A 19,141-nucleotide genomic window follows, 5' to 3' on the forward strand; every position below is an offset into this window, starting at 1 on the left:
TCTTTGAAATCATTGATCAGCTTCTGGATATCTGCATCACTGGTCTTTAATTTGTCAGTAGTAGCTTGCAAACCTTCCATCTTGACTTCAATACCATTGTATTGAGCTTTAAACTCTTCCACAATTTCAGTCTTGTTTGCTTGTTTTGCTGCTTCGATCTTCTCAGTGACTTGCGCTGAGATTTCTTCTTTGACTACTTCAGCTTTAGCCTTGGCTTCCTCAATGCCATCTGTGACCTTATTTTCAATTTCCGTAGCTCGTTTCTCATATTCAGCATTGGCATTATCAACTAATTTTTGAACCTTAGCCTCGTATTCAGCATCGTGACTAGCGATTTTTTCTTTGACTACATCGTCGACGATTTTGCCAATCGCACCACCTAGCGAACGTGAGATTTTACCAAATCCAATCTTCTTCAATTTCTTAGACATTGGACTGTAGTTATAGCTGGTAATCTTTTTGCGAATATCAATATTATAGAGTTCATAAAAAATTGATACTGTATCAAATAGTTTTACTGGTTGATCAGCATGACCCAACACATCAATTTCTAAGCTCTCGTCGGGCAAATCGCAAAGACTTGACTGAAAGTATTTCTTACCATACTCTTTTAAATCCTCAATGGTTTTAACATCCTGGTCTTGTACTTCCATATCATCCTCATAGATATGCTTATACTTATCTATAAGTGGACTATCTACAGTAACCTCAAGGACCTGGTCCTTCTCTCCTTCTCCAGATGCAGTAATGACTTTACGGAAATGAATTCTTGTCTTAAGCGATTTAGTGGTATTGGATTCTTTGTACTCAGAAAGGTTTTTCTTATACATAAAAAGAGATTGATTCTCAATCCCTCCATTTTTTAACAATCTCACTGAGTATTTGTCTCTGACTAAATCACCACCCCACTGACCAATAATTGAGTGCTGACCTTTTAGAAGTGCATCAATTACTGATACATTCTCTATATTTAAAGTATGTAATTCAGAGATATCAGAAAAGAAAGTAAAAGGGCATTCTCTCTTTAGCCCTTCTACTAGCTTGTTCATCACAGTAAAGCCATTCGCCCGATCTACATTGATCTTGCGGATACTATATCCGTTTAGCAACGTTGCTACTTGATTGGCATATACCGTGATATATCCATGCTCCTTTTGGATGTCAAAGATTACAAATTCTTGTTCATCTGACAAATCATCTGCTAACAAATGAACTTCGTTTTGTAACAGGCTCCATTTTTCATCACTAACAGGATACTTGAAGGTAAGCTGATAAGTATTATTTTCTTGCTGGCTGATGTCATCATCCGTACACAAATTAAGAGGAATATTACCCTCTTTTAAATAAATCAAATGATATACCTCCAATTTCCTTGAATTTTGATTTTGGAAACATTACCAGATGTAGTTACACCTATAACTCCTTTAGGCAGTTCAAAAAACGGCCCTCTTGTTCGCAAGGTGTTCTTAAGCTGCCCACTCAATGTATATACATTTTGCTTCCGTTGTCTACAATCAATTTTAGCCCCACCTGATAAATTTAATCCCATTGTCTGGTTACCAATCGTTAGGGTCACTTCTCCCTGACCTTCAACTGTAATAACGGGTTCTGAGTAAATTGTACCTGGATTAGTGATTGTCCCACGTCCTGACAGCACAACCTCTTGAACATTTTTTAAATATCTGAAAGGATGTTGATACACCTTGATACTTACAATCCAGTTATTTTGGCCATGAGGCGAGATTTCTGATTCAAGTAAATCGGCATAGTAAATGCTACCAGGCTGATAACTAAATTCCAATACATTGTCTTGCTTCTGGAATGCGTTAATAATAGCTTGAGCATCTTCATATCGTTTAACAAACAACTTCAAAGTTCGCTCATATCCATCATAAGCACCATCTTCAATGTTATACTGGCCATTCATTCCAAAAAGTTTTTTCTGCTCATCATATCGAGGGATAGCACCTTTAATATCTCCAAAATCAGTCACCACACTATCTGATATAGTGTTTGTGTTAAAAGTATTGATAATCAGATAATTTACTGCCATTAGATCCCCTCTCTAGCCATGATTCGTCCTTGACGTTGATAGGCATTGATGGCTAATTTTTCTCCATCTAAGTAAGTATTAGAGTCTTTGTTTGATATCTTCTCAAGCCAAGTATCTAAACTTGATCTCAGAATCATCATCTCAGACACCATTCTAGACTCAGTTGTGTCATATTTAGCGTTAGGCATCTGCAATGTGGATGTGATATCTTTACTGAAAGATGCTCCTGATCCAAAGTCAAAATCATCACCTGTAAATGCATTTGAAATCCATCCAGCTACTCCACCAACAGTTCTTTGCACATCTTTAAAACTATTTTGTAAAGAAGCATCAAATCCTCCCATGATAGCTTTACCTGCAGGTATTAACAACTTGCGGTCATAAGAAATAGGACCTTTGTGTTTACGGATCCAGTCTGCAATACCACCGATAAAATTCTTAACACCATTATACGCACTTTTCAATCCCCCTAAGAAGCCATCAAGAATAGCTTTACCAGCATCCCAAAGATTGATATTTGCTAGGCCAGAGAAAAATCCTTTAATACCTGAACAAAGGTCTTTAACTCCGTTTTTCATGGTATCCCATGCTTTTTGTGCACCAGTGACAATTCCATCGAAAATACTACCAAGACCGGATTTGATACCTTCCCACATGCCTATTGCTGTAGATTTGATACCTTCCCATAATCCCGACATGAAAGATTTGAAACCTTCCCAAAGGGCTTTTGCACTAGCTACGAAAGCATCTATAATGCCAAGAATAGCTTGACATATTGCATTCCACATGGCTACTGCTGTTTCCTTTATAGAATCCCAGATTCCAGACAAGAATGTCTTAAGCCCTTCGAAAGCACCAGTGAAGTATCCTATGATTGTAGAAATAATCCCACTAAAATAAGTACAGATACCATCCCAAATCATTGAAACGGCAGATTTGATACTTTCCCAAATCAATCCTAGATCTTCACCCATTTTTGTAAAGTCTAAAGTTACCAAATCAATGATAAATAGTACCGCACCCATTACAATGCTCTTTATTAATTCCCAAGCCCCGCTGAAAATTGTTTTAATGCCTTCGAAAATCTGACCTAGACCATCTTTCATTCCATTCCAAATTGACATAAAAACATCAATAAAAGGCTGGACAATAGTCATTACTGTTTCTGTAATTGTAGTCCATGCAGCTGTAGCGGTACTAGAAATACCTTCCCACAAAGCAACAAAAAATTCTACGATTCCATTCCAAGCATTTTTTATTCCTTCGATAACACCATTCCAGACTTCTACAGCCCCATTCCAAAGGTTTATTGCTCCTTCTGATATGGTTGTCCATAGACCAGAAAAGAACTCTACAAGACCATTCCACAAGCCTACTACAAAATCAACGAAAGCACTCCAAATCTGCTTACCCGTTTCTGTTTGGGTGAAAAACCAGACTAATGCACCTACGACAGCAGTAATAGCGACTACTAATGCTCCGAGTGGGTTAGCAGCAATTGCAGCGTTAAAAGCTAAAACTGCGCCTTTGACTGCTAAAAGTGCTGATTTGAAACCTGTGATAATAGATTGAATAGTTGTAATTGCTTTAAATGCCAAAAAACCTGCTAAGGCTCCTGCTAGAGCAGATTTAACAATATCCATAACTGTTTTATTCTCACGCATCCACTTTGTAAAATCTTTTACTTTACCTGATGCATCAGCTAAAACTTTAGTAATGGCTTCAAAAGCTGAAGCTACTCCTCCAACACTATCTTTACTTTTAGCAAGTCCAAAAAGATCACTAATAAATTCTCCAACAATCCCAGCAACGTTACTAATAACAGCACCAATATTTTCAAACATGGTACGGATATTATCGCCAATGTTCACAATGCTACTAGCTGTTTTCTCATTTATTCCTAGATTCTTTAAAAAATCTATATTGTCTTTCTTACTCAATGATCCGAAAATCATATCATAGATAGTGCTGACAACTCCTCCTACTTTATCAAAAACATCATAAAGATCGTTCATAATGCTTTCTCCAATGTAGTCTCCGAAAAGCATGTGCATAAGCTCACCGAGTGCAGCAGCTAAAACCTGGGGGATCCCTTTTAATACATTCCATACCATTGGAATCAGATTACCTACAAGGAATGTTTTAACGGTTTCAAAAAGTTGATGTAATGAAGGCATAATATCTTCACCAAGAGCTAATTTCCCTAAGACGTTTTGAGCTGCTGCTTTCATTGATGCAAACGATCCACTAAAAGTAGTCGCTGCCTCTTTAGCAGTCGTCCCGGTAATATCTAAATTCTCTTGAATGGCATGAATTGCTTGGTACACGTCTGACAGGTTATTGATGTCATACTTAACACCTGTCAGTTTTTGCGCATCAGCTAGTAAGCGTTGCATTTCTGTTTTTGTACCACCGTATCCTAGTTTAAGGTTGTCCAGCATTGTATAGTTTTGCTTTGCGAATCCTTGGTAAGCATCTTGGATACGGTCCATAGACGTCCCCATCTTATTGCTATTGTCTGCCATATCGACCATAGCCATGTTAGCAACATCTGCTGCCTTCCGAGTATCACCACCTAACGATTGAAGAAGGCTGGCACTAAAGCCTGTTACATTCTCCATGTAGGCATTGGCTGATAATCCTGTTGTTTTATATGCCTCATTAGCATACTTTTTAACCGTATCAGCAGAACCTTTAAATAAAGTTTCAATCCCTCCTAATGACTGTTGAAGATTGGCCCCTTCTGTCAATGATGCAGAAAAGAATTTACCTATTCCGGCGGCTGCTATTGCTTTTTTTGCGACACTTAGCATCTTAGAACTCAAAGATTCCCCTGCTTCCTGCCCTGCTTGTGGTATTTCAGAGCCAAGCTCTTTCTTAATCATATCCTTGATTCCACGAGCTGATGGCATAATTTGGATATATGCTTGACCTAATTCTGTCGCCATTAATTACCACCTCCAATCTTTTCTAACAATTTACTTCTGTATTCTTCAAATTCCTCTCCAGATGAAAATACCATCTGTTCCTTTTCCTTCTCAACCTTGAGAAGACTATCAACCATTGAAGCCGGACGGTTTTTACCCTGCTGTCCATCTTTGGTTTTCATCCATACAAGCATAGATAGTCGATCCAACATACTTGCCTGGATTAATAGATCAGTTGGTACATTCTGCCCTGACATTGCAACTTTTATCCTTGAATCATCACGCAGACCAAATGAAAAAACAGCTACCTGATATGCAGGTAGCTGTCTGTAATCATAAATGCGATACGTCTCAGCTAAATCACAAATCAAAGCATCTTCATCAGTTTTGATCATTCTGGAAAGGGTTACTATTTTTTTACATTCTGTGACTCGAAGATGTCCCGTACTTCATCCATCAACTTCTGAGTTGGTACAATTCCATCTTCACCACGGACGTGATCTTTCAACGCTGCCACTTGATCACCAAGCAACAATTTAAGCAATCGAGGTAGCACAAGAGGGTTTTCATCGATTTCAGCAATAGTTTCTACTACCTCATAGTTTTCCATCCGCTCCATACTGATATCGAATGGAAAACCTGTTTTAGTAGTCCCTTTAAATGATTTAGTTTCTGACATGTATTAAGCTCCTTTGATGTATTCGTAGTGAGTATTGCTTTCTCCATCTGGAAATGCTGTAAGAGTTGTTTGGTAGCCGACCGTCTCAGCGTCTTTGTAAGAGATAGTTCCGATACCCGTTACTTTTCCTTCAGGAATAACAATACGTTTCATAGTACCATCTTTCAATACCATATCTACCACAACGCAATGGCTAGTTAATTCTTTTGAATTAGCCTTGATAGTGATACCTGTTTTAAGATCCCCAGTCACATTATCCGCACCGTATACTTCCTTAAGAACATTGATGTTCAATGCCTCGATTAATGTATAAGTGAATGTATCGGGTTTTTCTGTTTGTGAGGAGTGTACGATATCACCGCCCCATGCCTTGACGTTTTCAGATTCAGGGCTATTTTCGTTTTCCAAGCCATCCTCTGAGATATATCCTAGAGATAGAAATTTAGCATTTAAGGCGGTTGTAGCATCTGTTGGTAGAGGAGTTCCCTTAGGTGCTGAATAGATTGCACCCCCAATTTTAGGTTTTGCTGTCGTCACTAATGATGACGATGTTGTTTGAGTAGTTTGAGCTTCTGATCCCATTCCATTCTCCATTTCTTAAAAATAATTTATATCAAATACCGCTTGATAACGATATTTTTTAGTTTCTGTGTCTGTGAAATTGTAATCACTGTTTAGATGGATTCCACTGATCTCATTCAGTTCAACCATGTTTTCGATAACTTGTTTTAGTTTCTCATTCAATTCAGCAGCTTTCTGCATGCTTGTTGAATAACTCTGAAAAGCAAAAGTTGCAGTCTTAGCGTGGTTCTTCTTTGCTCCCCTAGTCTTCTCAAGGATTACAAACTCTTTTGGCATGTTAATTTCATGCTCAAAAAAAGACGGTACTGATAAATGACCGTCAAGATATTTCTTGATAACAATTTCAATCATTTAATTCACCGCCTTCAAAAGAGTATTGTTTTTCATATTGTCCTTCTTAGCTTTATAGGTCTTTGCACTAACCATTGCATTAGCACGATTTTTACCTACATGAATATCTTTTACGTAACCATCACCGCATCTAGCTTGAATATCAGATGCATATTGAGAAAGGATACTCTGCATAGGGGCAGATTTCATTAATTCAGCCACTCCTGCACGATTGAGTTTAAACTTAATATCACTCATAGCGTTCTACCATCACCTTCTTGTTCCAAGCTAAAGGAAGCATCTCCTCAATCCCTTCAAGAGGAATTCCAAAAGTTTTCCATTTCTTACCGAAAAATAAAACTTCTTTATCTTCCCAATCATGAAGATCACCTTTTGGTAGTGCTAGAGTATACTCTGCTTTCCGTCCAGTTAGATTCATCTGGCTTGTGATATCCTCCGTTGAAGATGGAGATATAAGGACATTATCCACCAAAGTTTCAACTTCCTCAAAAATGGGATGACCAAAGTCATCCCTTCCCTTCTCAACGGTTTCTATAAGAGTGATCGTAATACCTTTAATTCGTCCCATAAAGATCAATCACCCCATATCTTTGCTTTTTGAAGCCTAACCTCTTTAGTTCAGACTCCTTGATAAACAAGCCACCACCAGGCACCAAATAAGAGCCACTAAAAGAATATCCCATAGCAGACTCAGCCATTTGTGTCATTGGCTCCTGATCGGTTGATGTCATTAATGTACGAGCAACCACATCCACAGTAACAGATTTCACAACACTTTGATAAGATGGGCTGTCAAGCACCATCTTATCTAAATCTTTGCTGACTTTCTTAGCTTCTTCACGAAGAGAATCTGACACTATTTTCAACAGCGCCTCTGCTCTCTTCCGTTCATCGAATTTTAAAGAACGCCACAAAGTTTCAAGGTCTTCTACTGTTGCAAATGTTGTCATTTTAACTATCCTTCATGCTGTTCTAAAAGAGCAAGCAAGTCAGCCTTCTTAGCTCCTTTGTCGTATTCGATTCCTAAACTGTCTAGTTTAGAGCGAATATCTGCCACTTTCATTTCTGAAACTTCTGTCCCGTTTTTATATTCACTACCAGCGATCCAATCTCCTCCCAGCACTGAATCAGTGGTGATTATTTCTCCTGATACTTTATTAACGTAAATCATTTCAAATCACCTTACGCTTTAACTCGAGCAAATGCATCAGCATCAAGAATACCCCATCCGATAAACGCTTCAGCACGCAGCAAGATTTCATTGTAGGCTTTCAAGTCACGACCAGCTCCATCTGGATCACCATATTCAATGATTTCCATTGGGATATTTTCAGCATAACCCCATTTGAAACGGTTCTCAAAGTCACCAACGATTGCATGGTCTGTTTGAGCAGTTCCACCTGTAACAGTCAAGTTTTTGTTTACGTCTGATTTCATTCCGTAGAACGAGTCAGGATTTTGACCAAAGCGGAATTCTGGATATTGAGCCACACCATTTACTTTCAACTTAGCAAGTGATTGACCACCTAATGGAGAAATAGCCACACCAGTAACTTCTCCACCCTTAGCTACGATTTGTTGGACAGCAGCATCAATGTTATCGTCAAATTTATCTTCTGCATAAGTTACGATATTCCCAGTGATCAAACCATCAAATGAGTTAGTGCCACGGAAGGTTGCATCTGTAAGCCCTTTTGGCTCCAAACCGTGGATAGCAGCGATATCAAAAGCATCTGCGATTTTCTTAGCGAATCCATCAGCAAATTGTGAAAGGTATTCAAGTTGTTTTTCTTCAGAAGCATATTTAAATTCATCTGTGATACGTGCTTGGTATACAAATTTAAGCGGTTTAATTACCTTTGGTTCAATGATTGCTTTACCAGCACCTTTTTGTTGTCCTTCACCAACAATTTGAGCATTCCCTTCAAGATTAAAGATAAATTGCTCAACTCCATTAAATGGAATTGGTGTTTGAGATGAGAGCTTAGCAAGAACAGAACGTCCTTGCACTTTTGAAATGAGTTCTTTAACCAATTCTGGTTTAAAAAGCGTTCCTTGTTTTAATGAATTGTCTGTCATATTACATTATTCTCCTGTATTATTTAATTCTCGAAGCATTGACTTCATTTGCGATGTTTTATTGTCTCCAATTTGTGGTTCTACAACACGCATTGGTGCAACAGGTTCGACAGGTTTGATAAAAGATGCTAAGCGTTCTGCATCTGCTTTTAGACTTTCTTCATCGGTACCTTGCAAGCGATCAGCTAAGTCGAATGGCAAACCATTCTGTAATGCAATTCGAGTCCGTAAGTTTTCTGTTTCATAACCGGAAATTTTAGCCTCAAGATCGGCAATTTGCTTGTTAGAACTTTCTGTCTCTTGCTTAGAAGTTTCTAATGCAGATTTTAGACTGCTATTTTCATCCTGTACTTGAACAACAAGAGCTTTTATCTCATCGTAATCCGAGTATTTTTCTCTAACTCGTTCTAAACGATTCTTGATGATTGCATCAAGTTCCTCTTGCGTTTCAATAACCTTAAATTCTGACATTCTCATGTCTCCTTTCTCCTGCTTTCCCGGCAGTTCGGTAATTTTATCATCAAAAAAAGCAGTTCTTAGACTGCTACTTTTTAATAACTGATTTTTTGCTTTTTCTTAGGCTTAGTGGTTACACAAGCCCAATGCGCAAGCAAAGCGCTGTCCATCAAAGAAATATCCATATCGTCAAAATGAGAGCGATAACCAAAACCACCATTTGAACCAATATTCCGCTTATCGCAGTTAGTAGCCACTTTTGATAGAGATGGTTGTCCAGCATGGCAGATATTTTTTTGATAAATACCTTGCTCCCAAAGAGCATTTGCCACTATGATCTCTTTAACGGTTGGTAAGATGACATTCTTAATTTTGTAGTCCTTCAATTCTTCATCTAGAATCTTTTGACCACTTGCACCGTCAATAACGATTTGGGCCACATCTGCACTACGCAGAAAAGCCACTAGCCAGTCATTCCCATTACGCACTGATTGACAATCTATAACTTCGACAAAAAAACGTCCATCTTTCGTCCGCACTGCAACGCTCATGGCAACATTTGTACCATCTTGTCCATACTTAATCCCAACAAATAATTGTCCGACAAGCTCAGGAATATCAGATACTTTTAATTCATTCCATTCTGTTTCAGATATAGCAGACTTCTGATTATAAGTAGGCCAGAAACCTAGACGTTGAACATTATGATCTAGTTTATCTTCACCTAGCTCAGCTTCTACTTTTCGTTCATTCAAGTGATAACCCATTGAAGGATTTGAATGATACCAGGCATCCACATCGTCAATCTCTTTTTCTTCAGACACAGACCATTCAGCCCAACCAGAGTATTTCCCTTTACCGAATAAGCACGTTTCTCGATACTTAGTAAAGACTGTACCGCTGGAAACTGGGGTAGGAGGAGTCCCACACATGATAGTCATTGGATTGGCACTATCGGTTACAGTATATTTCAAAGCAGATTCCTGCTCTGTTGTGTATTCCTGTGCCTCATCAATGATAAGCATATCAAATCCTTCACCAAGACCCCCATTTGATGTCCTGGTACGGAATTGGACCACACCACCAGTTTTATACAATTCTATCCGTTCCTGTCCTTTGGCACGGATAGAGTTGAAATCTTCACCATCCACATATCCCATTTTCTCCAGGTAACGTTTAACCTTTTCAAATGAGGCATGAGAAGTGGAAATACGATGAGCTGTGTGAAGGATGTTTAGTCCTTTATGCAGCCCCCAAATCTCCAAAATGTAAAGAAGCTCTGACTTCCCATTCCGTCGAGGAATAGAGTATCCAAATTTCTGATGCACCCATAAGCCATTTTTATCAACAGCCATCATAGGTAGTAGAAGGTTTTTTTGCCAAGAATAGCAAGAAAGACCAGTTTTTTCGTAAAGATCAATCGCTTCATTTGCTAATGAATTTTTCTTGACGTATTTTAAAATCACCGATTGAGTAGGATTCTGATTGCCAAGTTTCTTCCTAGCCATACTATAACCTTTCAATCGTAATCGCATGATAACCCTATCGCTGGGAGATATCGGATCACCTCCTAATTAAAACCACAATAAAAGCACCCTTTCGAGTGCTTCAGTATTCTTATTTTCGGTCTGAAAAGAATTCAGCCCAATATGGATTTTCTTTATCAAATATTTCAACCTCTTCTGAAGTCATGTTTTGAGGGTAATCTTCAAAAAGGTTATAGAACTTTTCCTTATCAAACGTAAATAACATCAACCCTCTAGCAAACCATGACGTATCAACCCACCAAATTTTGTCATCATGATTTTCTTTATAGCAATATTCAGACCAGTTTATTTCTTCATGATCATCTTTCATGGCCTTCAATTCCTTTCATTTGTTTAGAACCGGCTGTGTTAATGAAACTCAATATATTATGGAACTCAGGATTATCTTTCAATGAATCCGAATCAATAATACAACTATCCACCTCATATTTACCGTGTCTGGTACTATGCGTTTTTTTACACTTGAATCTTTCTTTCAAAACAATGTTATCTAATGGTTTAAACCCATTTGATATTCTGGATTGTAATTCCAAATATTCGAAACGGCCTTCATTTTTTCTTATGATAGCTGCATGTCTACCTGCCGCTAAATAATATTCATTCCCGGATTCTACCTTTTCCAACAATTCTCTGACAGCAGTAAAGTCATTTGTATGTTTAACAACATGCATTTTAACACCAGGAAGATTTCCTATCATTTGGATTCTACTGTTTCTTGCAAAAAAGTCACAGCTTTCCCCTCCTCGAAAATCTAAAACGGTATAACCACCTTTATTACCTATGTAAGCAAAAGCTGCGGATGAACATGATCCTTTTGTTTTATCTCCACCACCAACAGCAGTAATGATTTGCTCCTCAGTTAGTTTTTTAGGACTTTTTTTGATAGGATTCGAGGTAATTCCTTCTTGAAGCGCAAGTTTTCTCACTTCGCTCATTTGAGATTTCCCATTGATATCTTTTCTTGCTTCTATCTTATCACTTTCATCTGTTTTTCTCCAAATTTTGCTCCAAATGTCTTTAACTTTCCCGCTTTTTGGATCATAGTCAACAGTACAATGACAATGTTGATGTCTTCTATAAACATTTTTTGGAACTTTTGGATATTTATAGCTACCTTGAACCTCTTGACACCAATCACAGCAATGGAGATAAGATTTTCTAATAATTTCGGGTTGTAATCCAGATTTATGATGAAACTCAGCATTTTTTTGAATACTATCATCAATAATTGATTGCGTGAAATTGACAATAGGCTCACCGAGCAGCCAACTCACATCTTCGAAATTATCTTCAGACGAAAAGCGATTTACGATACCAGCTATTCGATCTTGATTTAGTAAAGGAACTTGAACTTTAAGCCCTATTTTTGCCTCTCTGTTCAAACTATCCTGAACATCTCTAGTATAAGCGCTTATTATCTCATAATTACGACCCAGCACGTCCGTCAACAAACGTTGAGCAATATTGTAATACATTTTACCATCTGGTAATTTATCGGCGCTTAGAGAAGCTTCCAGAGCCTTAGAGAGAATTTCTCCAACTTCGATAGCAAACTCATTTGCTGTCTTATAAGTTGCTTTTTTGGCCTGTAGTTCTGCAAAAGCTCGACTGACAACTTCGCTCTTCCCATATTCGCTTTCAAAACGATGCTGTACTTCTTTTAGAATACCAGGTAATACATCATGTTCCATCTGGTTCTCCTTCATTTGTCACAGGAACAGCAGACATATCACCAGCAATACCTGTAAGATCTCGAACTGTTTCAGCATTGATATAGCCAGGCAAGGCTTGATTCAATTTAAGAGCACCATCACCAATCATGGTCATCATATTAGCATCCGCTTCAAATAATGGTTCCCATTTCACGGTTGTTTTCACGAATTGGCTTCTTTCGTAATGAAATTCATCACGCAAACAAGCAGCTACATAAGCTACATTAAGGAAACCAGCACCTAATGATCGCTGAGCCTTTCGACCTGCTAAACGCAAGTTCTCATGACTAGCTTTAATCGCTTCTACAGATGATGGGTTATCTGAAACGAATCCCAAATCATCCAAGGTCAAGCCCATTTCTCCAGCAAATCCAGCTGCTGCTGTCCTCAATTGCTCTGTGAATGGTGTCATGCTAGCAGTCGTAAACTGTCCGATACTTGGTTTTTCTCCAGTATCACTTGCTGAGATAGTTAGTAGACTAGAAACTGTTGCTTTCCACTTTTCCAAAGGTTCCGCATCAGGATCTAAACCAATGATATATTTTTGTGGCCATGAGTAAAATTCAGCAGTAATATCAGCACGCTCTAAAGTTCGTTTAGCGTATTTTTGATAATACATCCCAGCCCTAGTAATCCGTGAACGTCCAAATGGACGAACTGCATCTGGCCTATGAATAACAGGGACCAATAATGGGATATCAGCTGGGTTATTGACTGAATAAGGTTCTTCACCTTTTGGAAAAAAGTGAGTAGCACTAGACTCAAAATATGCTTCTAAAGTTGGTTGCCCATAATCATCACGAGCTAATACTGCGTAACCTTCACTTAACAATCCAGTGATTGGATCAATAACTCCTGTTGCATTGCTTGATTCAATCACCTGTAATCTTACTTCTCCCTGATCCCCCTTTGAAATGTAAATAAAGCTACATGACCCAATCAGTGCGGCTAAGATTGCACTATCAAAGAATATATCCGGGTTATTTTGTTCAAAAATCTCAGTCACTTCAAAATCATCATTTTCGAATTTTCTAAATACTAGACGATCTGCAAGGCTATCAACCCCCTTAGCAGTCCATCCCAACGTTGATTTGTATTGAGCACGAACATTTATAGGGATAGTGATTCCTATGGGGTTGTCATTATTTTGCATAGCATAATGTTTATACCGCAAATTAACCCTAGGCCTGCAAAATTCTAATTTTCTTCTGAGATATTCAATTCCTCTTAATTCCAATTTCTTATCCTTTCGTTTTGGCACGAGAAAATATGTACAGTGACGGCGTGAAGCTCGGCCAGAACCGAGGGGAGGGGGTAACCCCCCTATCAGTTCTGGGTCAACTGTGGTATTTCAGCCAATTGGTTGATTGTGGCAAATTGCGATTTCCAACAATTGCATTTTTTTCAAAATTTTGTTCAGCATATAACTTATCAGACTTTTGTCTATTGCATTGCCAATGCGCAAGCTGTAAGTTCTTGATGTCTGATGGATGTCCATTCCTGTTCACTGGAATGATGTGGTCTATCACTGGGGATAGTGGGTGAGGGTACCTGAGTGATTTATCTACAGGCTGGCCACAGATCCCACAGGTATTCTGAGTCTTGAGTAGTATCTTCTTATTCTTTTCAAATGCTACTCGATGCGGACCGTTGCGGTCTGCCCGTAGTTCTTTCATTGTTCACCTCAATTATTATTTCTGTTCCAAATCATTCTACACACCCTATACCTCGTTCTATTATTCGATATCAATACCGTGGTGTTGATAGTGGGGGGTATTATTTTGTTAGATAGTAGGGTGTAAATTAATGAGGGAGGGTGTAATAATTAAGCCTGGTATTTTAAAGTCGATGGGTGTTATTTTATTAGAGGGGGAGGGTCTTTGAATTTAACATATCTTATATTCTGTTAATTTGAAGCATAAGACTTTCTACCTTACTCTCTCATAGATAAGTGGGCCATCATCAATAAATGAATTTACTTTATTTCATTTTGTTAAATACGTGACCTTAATAAGCAAAACTCAGCATGCTATTGTCTAGCTCATCTTGCTTGAACCCTATATAGCCTAGTGTGATATCTGGTGAAGAATGGTTAAACAACTCCATCAATATTCCAACATTTTGATTCTTTCTGTAGTGATGGTATCCAAACGTTTTCCTCATAGAGTGTGTTCCGATGTTTGTTAAACCAATATGCTCTCCTGCATCCCTCAAGATCTGATATGCTGCCACCCTACCAATGTGTGTTATTCTAAGACCTTCATTGTTAACCTTCTTTCTCGAAGGGAACAAGTAATCATAATCCTTTAATTCATTTTCTTTTATATAATGATCCAATGCTTTTCTTAAAGCTGGGTTAATAGCGAACCTTTTTGTTTTACCTGTCTTTCGTTCGGTAACTTCAATGTGAGTTCCTTTAACACTTCTTACTTTCAAGGGCAGGATATCACTAACTCGCATTCCTGAATACAGCCCTGTAACCATCATTACATAGTCTCGTTCATTCTTACTCTTTAAGTAATCCTTCATGCGCTCAATATCATCTGTATCCCGAATCGGTTCTACTTTACGCATTTACCTACTCCTTTCAAATAAAAATAGTCAGTCCATTAGAACTGACTTAAAATATTAGCTGTATGGGATTCGAACCCATGCCACCCCGAATCTCTCTGGTGAACAGCTAACCAAAAATACAATTAGGAGATCTACAAAAAACTACCAGGCCACCGCCTTCATTTTCTGATAATACTATTTTAAGCCATAATTTGTGTTATGTTTACCGTATTTTTACCGCAAAAATACCGTTTTTTTATTACATACTAGTACAGCATCTCGATACTGTTCTGCAAATGCTAACAAAGCATTGTTGTACAGTTCCTGAAATTTAGTCCTCTCTATACCTAGATAGTTGTAAATTTCGTAGTTTAGATCTTTTTGATTTTTTAAAAACTTGGAAAATAGTATGTACCGATAAGTAGGATTGAATAGCCTGCTTACCGCTTGTTCAATTTCTTCTAACTCAATCATTGCATCCACACGTCGAACAGCTAAATTTTCAACAGCTTTATTAGGTCCTGCTCCTCCTCTTGGTTGAAATGTGAATTCCTGCGTTACTTTTTGAATTGGGTCATCACATGCTATTTCTCTCCAGCGTGGATATTCTGAGAGCTTTTTCTTAGCCCTTCTTATTGTTTCTTTTTCATCGATATCATCAAAAAGCTGCATTCTTCACCTCCGTTTCCTGAATTGCTATATCTGTTAGTTTATCTTGCTTTCCACTTCCGATTTTGTTTCTTAATCTTAAAATCTTTAACGATCTTCTTCCACTCACTATCACATGAAGAACGTATGAAGTGACTTATTCTTTCTTTAAGTTTTTTATTTTCTACCTCTAGAGCTTCAATTTCTTTATAGCAGCGTCGAACTTCTTCACGATAGAACTCATCAAATATAATCATATATACCTCCTGGTCTGATCATCATATTTAAATATAATGCCTGATATTTAGACTTTTTCCTTTAAAAATTCATTGTAAACCTTGCTAAAAATATCTATTACTAGTTTTTGTGGAATATTTGATCGTTCATTGTAAGATTTAGAAAATTTCCCCCACTCAATTTCTTGCTTAATTATGTCATTTTTAAGCTCTAAATCAAGATTACTAGCGAATTTTGTAGGTTTCTGTAAAGGGTAATCATAATTGTTGTATCTTGTTAGGTTGAGGTGCGGTAGTTTAAATCCTATAACACACTCAATATATTTCCACAAACGCCCACTTGCAGGGTTCTCTATTATGAAATAACTTGGTTCATAACGCTTAATAATCTCAATAGTGTTGAAAGCACAAAGTTCCCCATTTACCCTTTTCATAAACTGACGGTCATACTGATAGTTTATATAAGCTTTCTCATAGTCAGAAGCATTTCTGATAGTAAACATGCTACCCTTCCTTTGTGGAACAAATAGGCTATCTGATAGATCTTCTTGTTTCCAACACGCATTCCCCTCACACATAGCACTAGCATTACTCCAACTTTCACATGGCGGGCTAGCTATTATTAAATCAGGTTTTGGCAACTGATCTAACACATTGAAAAGTGTGTTATCTCCAAATATTCGGCCATAGTCTGCAAGGTTCAAATTTATAAAATGATTGTTCTTGTTTTCTATGTCTATTCCGATTGGATAGATGTCAATGTTAGCCCCCCCCCCGAACTATTCAGGGCATTCACACCTTTTGTATAGCTCCCATTGCCACTGTCAAACAATGCCCAAACGATCATTTTTTTATCTGACATAGATACCTCCTAAAATGGAAGATCATCGTCGCTGATATCCATTGGATTTGAAGCATAAGAAGGTGGCATTTGTTCCATCATTGAATTTTGATTACCAGAATTATCACGTTTTTCCAAAATTTGAAAATTCTCTGCTACAACCTCTGTGACATAAATACGTCTACCATCCGTCCCTTCATAGTTTCTTGTTTGGATACGTCCAACAATTGCTACAAGGTACCCTTTCTTGGTCCAGTTTGCGAAGCGTTCTGCTTGTTCACGCCACATCACGCAATTTACAAAATCTGCATCATATTCTCCATTGGCATTTTTAAAATTCCGGTTGCAAGCTATTGTAAATTGTGCAGTAGCAATATCTGAAGGAGTACGTTTCAACTCTACATCCTTTGTTAATCTTCCGATCAAAGTTACATTGTTAATCATTATTCTTATCCTCCTACTCCGTTCTGTTCGGCAATTTCTTTCAGCTTCTGAGCTCGTTCATGCTCACGCATTTGATACTCTCGATTTAATTTATTAATAATAGTATCCTGCATTGTATTTTTTTCAGCCATGCGCTGGATACTTAATTCGTGCTCTTCTACTTCCCATTGCAAATCCCTATTTTCTTGTTCAAGTTTTCTTATTCGTGTGTTTAGATTTATGCTTGATAGAAAGAGTATTAAAAATAGAGCTGCAATATTAACAATCAGTAATTGATTTTTGTTCATACTCTTCAATCTCCTTGTCTAAATCTCTGACTTTACGTTTCATCCATTCTTTGTTCGCTGTGGCATTTTGTTTTCCTATTTGATTACATAAAGATATGAACAATTTCTCATCTTCTAGTCTTTTTTGATAGGCATTTCTTGTTTTAACTAATGTCTCTAATTTCATCTTTTTTTATCATCCTCTATATTTGATAGAACAGCAACCAAAATGGCCCAAATCAAACCAGATAGCCAGACTAAACCGAATAGTAAATAGATAAAGTTCTGTAGGTTCATTAGTTGTCCTCGTTTCTGTAAGCCACAAAAGATATTACCTCTTTTGGATTAATGTATAACCTCTTAACATGCATCAGATACCCGTTATTAAATTGACTAACCAACCTAGCCAAATCATCCTCGTTGCATCCAAACGCCTCAAGTTTCCCATCACCTTTTAAATAAAATACAATATTCATCATTTCTCCTCCGACACAGTTATGTTGAACGTGTGACTATCTAAAACAAACTTTCCATTGCTGCCCAAAAGATTATCGTCTACGATAATTGCTTTTGCTGTATCTACTACAAGTTTTCCTACTTGTAATGCAAACACAAAATCGTCTATTTTGGGCATTTTCTCGTTTTTCATCATTTTGGCACTTGGTGGTTGAGGATAGCTCATCCAGAAAACTACGTCTTCATCGGTTTGCTCAAAACCAATTCCTTCTCCATAATCAATCCAGATATCAGTATATATATTTTGTGTCTTTGGGTTATAGACAAGGACTTCTTCATCAATTTCTGGAGTTTCACCTTCCCAAACGTACTCAATGGCGTTATGAAAAAACTCCTTCTCTTCTTCAGCAATATTCCTTGTGGTTAACTTATTCCATTCCATCACTCTACCTCCTCAAAATTTCTTTGGCTTATTTCTTTTGAAAATAGGATTTTTCTTTTCTTTTTTCTTCTGCTTGTGATATTCACTGTCTTTATTGAAGATAATATCTTCATCTTCAATAAGTTCTCTAATAAATTGGTCGTCTGGAATCATCCTTCCACCTCCTCAACTTCAAACAACGGACTATTAAACACTTCCTCAAGTCCTGCATCTTCTAACTCTTTGCGAGTAAATTTCGATTTTAATCTACTTTGTAAAAAACCTAAGAAATCCTCGTCTGTATTTCTTACAAGATACTGATTTACAGATTTGATCTTAACTGTATACTTCGGTTCTTTATCGACTGTGTAGCCGAATTGGTACATATTTACAATAGTGCTGATTGAATTTTTAGTTTTATATACCCACTTAGCAAACTCTGACTTTTCAACTGTCCCAAATTTGTAAATCTCTGCCCAAAGTTTTGAGTCAAAATTTTCTTTATGTTCCTCATACCAATCCGCCACGAGTTGTGGTACTGTGACTTTCTGCGGTTCGTCTAGCAACTTAATCAATTCCAACGCTGTTATTTTATCAATCATCGGTCTTGGTCTGCTGCAATCTGAAGGTAAATGAGCAATACTCTCGATCAATTCCTGTTTATTCATTCTTCCACCTCTTCAACTTCAAACAGCGAACTATTAAATACTTCACCAAAACCAGCATCTTCAAGCTCTTTGCGGGTGTGATTTCGTCTAAAATATCCACTCTCATTTTTCATTCTAAAACTCCATGTATTTGACCCCATTCCATAGTATAGACATTCAAAACATGAGTCTACTCCCTTAACCTTCACCAAATACCGCTTCTCTTTCTCGACCTCGTAGCCA

At 37.6% G+C, this 19,141-nt stretch carries 29 protein-coding genes and 1 pseudogene; all 30 read right to left on the reverse strand.

Features of this window, described 5'->3' with window-relative positions; all coding sequences use genetic code 11:
• Positions 1 to 1,352: phage tail spike protein (locus HMPREF2904_RS02325; RefSeq protein ID WP_176744600.1), on the reverse strand; the 1,352-nt coding region annotated here is incomplete at its 3' end.
• The gene (locus HMPREF2904_RS02330; protein ID WP_070659696.1) at positions 1,349 to 2,053 is read right to left on the reverse strand and encodes a phage tail protein; all 705 of its coding nucleotides are present in this window, start codon (positions 2,051 to 2,053) and stop codon (positions 1,349 to 1,351) included. The genes HMPREF2904_RS02325 and HMPREF2904_RS02330, both read right to left, overlap by 4 nt.
• Entirely contained in the window at positions 2,053 to 5,001 is a 2,949-nt protein-coding gene (locus HMPREF2904_RS02335) for a phage tail family protein (protein ID WP_070659698.1), read from the reverse strand. Before HMPREF2904_RS02335 ends, HMPREF2904_RS02330 begins: the two co-directional genes overlap by 1 nt.
• Positions 5,001 to 5,375, reverse strand: coding sequence for a DUF5361 domain-containing protein (locus HMPREF2904_RS02340; RefSeq protein WP_070659700.1), 375 nt, complete (start codon positions 5,373 to 5,375; stop codon positions 5,001 to 5,003). The genes HMPREF2904_RS02335 and HMPREF2904_RS02340 overlap by 1 nt, the downstream gene beginning before the upstream one ends.
• 14 nt (positions 5,376 to 5,389) lie before the next feature.
• Positions 5,390 to 5,659 (reverse strand): hypothetical protein, encoded by a 270-nt coding sequence (locus tag HMPREF2904_RS02345; protein ID WP_061455159.1) that lies wholly within the window; start codon positions 5,657 to 5,659, stop codon positions 5,390 to 5,392.
• 3 nt (positions 5,660 to 5,662) lie between these two features.
• Positions 5,663 to 6,241 (reverse strand): phage tail tube protein, encoded by a 579-nt coding sequence (locus HMPREF2904_RS02350; protein WP_070659701.1) that lies wholly within the window; start codon positions 6,239 to 6,241, stop codon positions 5,663 to 5,665.
• 15 nt (positions 6,242 to 6,256) lie between these two features.
• Entirely contained in the window at positions 6,257 to 6,592 is a 336-nt protein-coding gene (locus HMPREF2904_RS02355) for a hypothetical protein (RefSeq protein WP_070659703.1), read from the reverse strand.
• Complete coding sequence (locus tag HMPREF2904_RS02360) at positions 6,593 to 6,829, reverse strand: hypothetical protein (protein ID WP_070659706.1); 237 nt, start codon at positions 6,827 to 6,829, stop codon at positions 6,593 to 6,595.
• Entirely contained in the window at positions 6,822 to 7,160 is a 339-nt protein-coding gene (locus HMPREF2904_RS02365; protein ID WP_070659707.1) for a hypothetical protein, read from the reverse strand. The genes HMPREF2904_RS02360 and HMPREF2904_RS02365 overlap by 8 nt, the downstream gene beginning before the upstream one ends.
• Positions 7,147 to 7,542 (reverse strand): phage Gp19/Gp15/Gp42 family protein, encoded by a 396-nt coding sequence (locus HMPREF2904_RS02370; protein WP_070659709.1) that lies wholly within the window; start codon positions 7,540 to 7,542, stop codon positions 7,147 to 7,149. Before HMPREF2904_RS02370 ends, HMPREF2904_RS02365 begins: the two co-directional genes overlap by 14 nt.
• A gap of 5 nt (positions 7,543 to 7,547) precedes the next feature.
• On the reverse strand, positions 7,548 to 7,763 hold the full coding sequence (locus HMPREF2904_RS02375) for a HeH/LEM domain-containing protein (protein WP_070659711.1): 216 nt from the start codon (positions 7,761 to 7,763) through the stop codon (positions 7,548 to 7,550).
• A gap of 11 nt (positions 7,764 to 7,774) precedes the next feature.
• Positions 7,775 to 8,671: a phage major capsid protein gene (locus HMPREF2904_RS02380; protein WP_070659713.1), complete on the reverse strand. Its 897-nt coding sequence runs from the start codon at positions 8,669 to 8,671 to the stop codon at positions 7,775 to 7,777.
• Positions 8,672 to 8,677: 6 nt separating this feature from the next.
• On the reverse strand, positions 8,678 to 9,142 hold the full coding sequence (locus HMPREF2904_RS02385) for a capsid assembly scaffolding protein Gp46 family protein (RefSeq protein ID WP_070659716.1): 465 nt from the start codon (positions 9,140 to 9,142) through the stop codon (positions 8,678 to 8,680).
• Between the two features lie 80 nt (positions 9,143 to 9,222).
• On the reverse strand, positions 9,223 to 10,635 hold the full coding sequence (locus HMPREF2904_RS02390) for a terminase (protein ID WP_070659739.1): 1,413 nt from the start codon (positions 10,633 to 10,635) through the stop codon (positions 9,223 to 9,225).
• Between the two features lie 109 nt (positions 10,636 to 10,744).
• Positions 10,745 to 10,984 carry a DUF7675 family protein gene (locus HMPREF2904_RS02395; protein WP_070659717.1) on the reverse strand — a complete coding sequence of 80 codons (240 nt, stop codon included), beginning with the start codon at positions 10,982 to 10,984 and terminating at the stop codon, positions 10,745 to 10,747.
• The gene (locus tag HMPREF2904_RS02400) at positions 10,974 to 12,365 is read right to left on the reverse strand and encodes a hypothetical protein (protein WP_070659719.1); all 1,392 of its coding nucleotides are present in this window, start codon (positions 12,363 to 12,365) and stop codon (positions 10,974 to 10,976) included. Before HMPREF2904_RS02400 ends, HMPREF2904_RS02395 begins: the two co-directional genes overlap by 11 nt.
• Positions 12,355 to 13,623: a phage portal protein gene (locus HMPREF2904_RS02405; protein ID WP_070659721.1), complete on the reverse strand. Its 1,269-nt coding sequence runs from the start codon at positions 13,621 to 13,623 to the stop codon at positions 12,355 to 12,357. Before HMPREF2904_RS02405 ends, HMPREF2904_RS02400 begins: the two co-directional genes overlap by 11 nt.
• Before the next feature lie 100 nt (positions 13,624 to 13,723).
• Positions 13,724 to 14,062: an HNH endonuclease gene (locus tag HMPREF2904_RS02410; protein WP_061455150.1), complete on the reverse strand. Its 339-nt coding sequence runs from the start codon at positions 14,060 to 14,062 to the stop codon at positions 13,724 to 13,726.
• A 331-nt stretch (positions 14,063 to 14,393) separates the two neighbouring features.
• Positions 14,394 to 14,960 (reverse strand): site-specific integrase, encoded by a 567-nt coding sequence (locus HMPREF2904_RS02415; protein ID WP_070659723.1) that lies wholly within the window; start codon positions 14,958 to 14,960, stop codon positions 14,394 to 14,396.
• A 213-nt stretch (positions 14,961 to 15,173) separates the two neighbouring features.
• The gene (locus tag HMPREF2904_RS02420; protein ID WP_061455148.1) at positions 15,174 to 15,611 is read right to left on the reverse strand and encodes an ArpU family phage packaging/lysis transcriptional regulator; all 438 of its coding nucleotides are present in this window, start codon (positions 15,609 to 15,611) and stop codon (positions 15,174 to 15,176) included.
• 38 nt (positions 15,612 to 15,649) lie between these two features.
• Entirely contained in the window at positions 15,650 to 15,844 is a 195-nt protein-coding gene (locus HMPREF2904_RS02425) for a hypothetical protein (RefSeq protein WP_070659724.1), read from the reverse strand.
• 47 nt (positions 15,845 to 15,891) lie between these two features.
• Positions 15,892 to 16,685: pseudogene (locus HMPREF2904_RS02430) on the reverse strand (DNA methyltransferase).
• 9 nt (positions 16,686 to 16,694) lie between these two features.
• Positions 16,695 to 17,108, reverse strand: a complete 414-nt coding sequence (gene ssb, locus HMPREF2904_RS02435) for a single-stranded DNA-binding protein (protein ID WP_070659729.1) — start codon at positions 17,106 to 17,108, stop codon at positions 16,695 to 16,697.
• Between the two features lie 5 nt (positions 17,109 to 17,113).
• Positions 17,114 to 17,395 (reverse strand): hypothetical protein, encoded by a 282-nt coding sequence (locus HMPREF2904_RS02440; RefSeq protein WP_070659731.1) that lies wholly within the window; start codon positions 17,393 to 17,395, stop codon positions 17,114 to 17,116.
• Positions 17,367 to 17,561 (reverse strand): hypothetical protein, encoded by a 195-nt coding sequence (locus tag HMPREF2904_RS02445; RefSeq protein ID WP_061455145.1) that lies wholly within the window; start codon positions 17,559 to 17,561, stop codon positions 17,367 to 17,369. The genes HMPREF2904_RS02440 and HMPREF2904_RS02445 overlap by 29 nt, the downstream gene beginning before the upstream one ends.
• 109 nt (positions 17,562 to 17,670) lie before the next feature.
• Positions 17,671 to 17,850: a hypothetical protein gene (locus tag HMPREF2904_RS02450; protein ID WP_070659733.1), complete on the reverse strand. Its 180-nt coding sequence runs from the start codon at positions 17,848 to 17,850 to the stop codon at positions 17,671 to 17,673.
• Positions 17,850 to 18,272, reverse strand: coding sequence for a hypothetical protein (locus HMPREF2904_RS02455; protein ID WP_070659735.1), 423 nt, complete (start codon positions 18,270 to 18,272; stop codon positions 17,850 to 17,852). The genes HMPREF2904_RS02450 and HMPREF2904_RS02455 overlap by 1 nt, the downstream gene beginning before the upstream one ends.
• Before the next feature lie 12 nt (positions 18,273 to 18,284).
• Complete coding sequence (locus tag HMPREF2904_RS11700; protein WP_176744601.1) at positions 18,285 to 18,425, reverse strand: hypothetical protein; 141 nt, start codon at positions 18,423 to 18,425, stop codon at positions 18,285 to 18,287.
• Positions 18,422 to 18,919 (reverse strand): DUF1642 domain-containing protein, encoded by a 498-nt coding sequence (locus HMPREF2904_RS02460; RefSeq protein ID WP_070659737.1) that lies wholly within the window; start codon positions 18,917 to 18,919, stop codon positions 18,422 to 18,424. The genes HMPREF2904_RS11700 and HMPREF2904_RS02460 overlap by 4 nt, the downstream gene beginning before the upstream one ends.
• Positions 18,916 to 19,141 (reverse strand): DUF1642 domain-containing protein (locus HMPREF2904_RS11010; RefSeq protein ID WP_141751184.1); only part of this gene is annotated, 226 nt, incomplete at its 5' end. The genes HMPREF2904_RS02460 and HMPREF2904_RS11010, both read right to left, overlap by 4 nt.

Origin of the sequence: Streptococcus sp. HMSC072G04, from assembly GCF_001813295.1 — a bacterium.
Lineage (GTDB): Bacteria > Bacillota > Bacilli > Lactobacillales > Streptococcaceae > Streptococcus.

Coding starts and splice junctions, on each gene's coding strand:
- HMPREF2904_RS02330 (WP_070659696.1), bottom strand. CDS start 2,053: ATGGCAGTAAATTATCTGATTATCAATACTTTTAACACAAACACTATA.
- HMPREF2904_RS02335 (WP_070659698.1), bottom strand. CDS start 5,001: ATGGCGACAGAATTAGGTCAAGCATATATCCAAATTATGCCATCAGCT.
- HMPREF2904_RS02340 (WP_070659700.1), bottom strand. CDS start 5,375: ATGATCAAAACTGATGAAGATGCTTTGATTTGTGATTTAGCTGAGACG.
- HMPREF2904_RS02345 (WP_061455159.1), bottom strand. CDS start 5,659: ATGTCAGAAACTAAATCATTTAAAGGGACTACTAAAACAGGTTTTCCA.
- HMPREF2904_RS02350 (WP_070659701.1), bottom strand. CDS start 6,241: ATGGGATCAGAAGCTCAAACTACTCAAACAACATCGTCATCATTAGTG.
- HMPREF2904_RS02355 (WP_070659703.1), bottom strand. CDS start 6,592: ATGATTGAAATTGTTATCAAGAAATATCTTGACGGTCATTTATCAGTA.
- HMPREF2904_RS02360 (WP_070659706.1), bottom strand. CDS start 6,829: ATGAGTGATATTAAGTTTAAACTCAATCGTGCAGGAGTGGCTGAATTA.
- HMPREF2904_RS02365 (WP_070659707.1), bottom strand. CDS start 7,160: ATGGGACGAATTAAAGGTATTACGATCACTCTTATAGAAACCGTTGAG.
- HMPREF2904_RS02370 (WP_070659709.1), bottom strand. CDS start 7,542: ATGACAACATTTGCAACAGTAGAAGACCTTGAAACTTTGTGGCGTTCT.
- HMPREF2904_RS02375 (WP_070659711.1), bottom strand. CDS start 7,763: ATGATTTACGTTAATAAAGTATCAGGAGAAATAATCACCACTGATTCA.
- HMPREF2904_RS02380 (WP_070659713.1), bottom strand. CDS start 8,671: ATGACAGACAATTCATTAAAACAAGGAACGCTTTTTAAACCAGAATTG.
- HMPREF2904_RS02385 (WP_070659716.1), bottom strand. CDS start 9,142: ATGTCAGAATTTAAGGTTATTGAAACGCAAGAGGAACTTGATGCAATC.
- HMPREF2904_RS02390 (WP_070659739.1), bottom strand. CDS start 10,635: ATGGCTAGGAAGAAACTTGGCAATCAGAATCCTACTCAATCGGTGATT.
- HMPREF2904_RS02395 (WP_070659717.1), bottom strand. CDS start 10,984: ATGAAAGATGATCATGAAGAAATAAACTGGTCTGAATATTGCTATAAA.
- HMPREF2904_RS02400 (WP_070659719.1), bottom strand. CDS start 12,365: ATGGAACATGATGTATTACCTGGTATTCTAAAAGAAGTACAGCATCGT.
- HMPREF2904_RS02410 (WP_061455150.1), bottom strand. CDS start 14,062: ATGAAAGAACTACGGGCAGACCGCAACGGTCCGCATCGAGTAGCATTT.
- HMPREF2904_RS02415 (WP_070659723.1), bottom strand. CDS start 14,960: ATGCGTAAAGTAGAACCGATTCGGGATACAGATGATATTGAGCGCATG.
- HMPREF2904_RS02420 (WP_061455148.1), bottom strand. CDS start 15,611: ATGCAGCTTTTTGATGATATCGATGAAAAAGAAACAATAAGAAGGGCT.
- HMPREF2904_RS02425 (WP_070659724.1), bottom strand. CDS start 15,844: ATGATTATATTTGATGAGTTCTATCGTGAAGAAGTTCGACGCTGCTAT.
- ssb (WP_070659729.1), bottom strand. CDS start 17,108: ATGATTAACAATGTAACTTTGATCGGAAGATTAACAAAGGATGTAGAG.
- HMPREF2904_RS02440 (WP_070659731.1), bottom strand. CDS start 17,395: ATGAACAAAAATCAATTACTGATTGTTAATATTGCAGCTCTATTTTTA.
- HMPREF2904_RS02445 (WP_061455145.1), bottom strand. CDS start 17,561: ATGAAATTAGAGACATTAGTTAAAACAAGAAATGCCTATCAAAAAAGA.
- HMPREF2904_RS02450 (WP_070659733.1), bottom strand. CDS start 17,850: ATGAATATTGTATTTTATTTAAAAGGTGATGGGAAACTTGAGGCGTTT.
- HMPREF2904_RS02455 (WP_070659735.1), bottom strand. CDS start 18,272: ATGGAATGGAATAAGTTAACCACAAGGAATATTGCTGAAGAAGAGAAG.
- HMPREF2904_RS11700 (WP_176744601.1), bottom strand. CDS start 18,425: ATGATTCCAGACGACCAATTTATTAGAGAACTTATTGAAGATGAAGAT.
- HMPREF2904_RS02460 (WP_070659737.1), bottom strand. CDS start 18,919: ATGAATAAACAGGAATTGATCGAGAGTATTGCTCATTTACCTTCAGAT.